Below are 1,286 nucleotides of genomic sequence, written 5' to 3'. Positions count from 1 at the left end.
CCCCCATCCCCCATCCCCAATACCTCATAAACAATCACCAATGCGAAAAACAAGATGAAAGAGGCTGGCTGTTTCGATGAAAGCACTAATGGGGTTGTTGTAATGGTCGAGCCTTACAGCCAAAAAGAGCAAATACAGCAAGTTGTTCACCGCATTTTAGACGCCAATTTAGATCGCGCCCGTGAGGGTTTGCGAATTATCGAGGAATGGTGTCGTTTTGGATTAAATAACGCTCAGTTATCTCTTGAATGTAAGCACTTACGACAAGAGATAGCTAAGTGGCATACCTCTGAAATGCGGGCGGCGCGAGATACACCAGGTGATCCTGGGACTGATTTAACCCATCCTCAAGAAGAAAAACGGGCTAGCATTAAATCTTTGTTACAGGCTAATTTTTGTCGTACAGAAGAAGCACTGCGGGTACTGGAAGAATATGGCAAGCTTTACCACCCAAATATGTCTAAAGCTTGTAAGCAGATGCGCTATCAGGTTTATGCTCTCGAAAGTAGTTTACTGGGTTATCAACGACATCAAATGTTGTGGCGATCGCGTCTATATCTTGTCACTTCTCCCAGCGAAACCCTTTTGGGTACTGTCGAAGCTGCACTTAAAGGTGGATTAACGCTCCTACAGTACCGCGACAAAACCGCCGATGATTCTTTCCGTCTAGAACAAGCTAAGAAACTACAGCAATTGTGTCACACCTACGGTGCTCTGTTCATCATCAATGACCGAGTAGATCTCGCTTTGGCGGTAGATGCAGATGGGGTGCATCTGGGACAACAAGATATGCCTATTGCCATCGCCCGACAATTACTCGGTTCGCAACGCTTGATAGGTCGCTCTACCACAAATTCCCAAGAAATGCAAGAGGCAATTGCGGAAGGTGCAGATTATATTGGCGTCGGGCCAGTTTATGAAACTCCTACAAAAATAGGTAAAGCAGCAGCAGGCTTAGAATATGTCAGTTATGCTGCCAAAAATTGCTCAATTCCCTGGTTTGCCATTGGAGGAATAGATGCGAACAATATCAATGATGTGATGGATGCAGGAGCAGAACGTGTAGCGGTAGTGCGATCGCTTATCCAGGCTGAACAGCCTACCCTAGTAACACAATATTTTCTCTCCCAACTCAATCGCATTAAACCAGAGCCTTTAGAAATTCCCAATTCAAAATGATTAAATGATTTTTGGCAACTTACTAATAAATCCCCATAACCCATTACTTACCAAAAACAATAAAAACCTCTTTTAATCCCCCATCCCCAATGCCCCATGCCCAATGC

General features: G+C 44.5%; 1 protein-coding gene. It reads left to right on the top strand.

Annotated features, from left to right (window positions below; translation table 11 throughout):
• The first annotated feature begins 54 nt into the window (after positions 1–54).
• On the top strand, positions 55–1,179 hold the full coding sequence (locus IQ246_RS29710) for a thiamine phosphate synthase (RefSeq protein WP_194006860.1): 1,125 nt from the start codon (positions 55–57) through the stop codon (positions 1,177–1,179).
• Positions 1,180–1,286 lie beyond the last annotated feature (107 nt).

The organism is aff. Roholtiella sp. LEGE 12411 (assembly GCF_015206995.1).
Taxonomy (GTDB): domain Bacteria; phylum Cyanobacteriota; class Cyanobacteriia; order Cyanobacteriales; family Nostocaceae; genus Komarekiella.
The sequence above is the reverse complement of the archived record's forward strand: the minus strand, read 5'-3'. Positions and strand labels throughout refer to the sequence as shown.

Bases quoted from the DNA above. Each gene is read 5' to 3' on its own strand.
- IQ246_RS29710 (WP_194006860.1), top strand. From the start codon at position 55: ATGAAAGAGGCTGGCTGTTTCGATGAAAGCACTAATGGGGTTGTTGTA.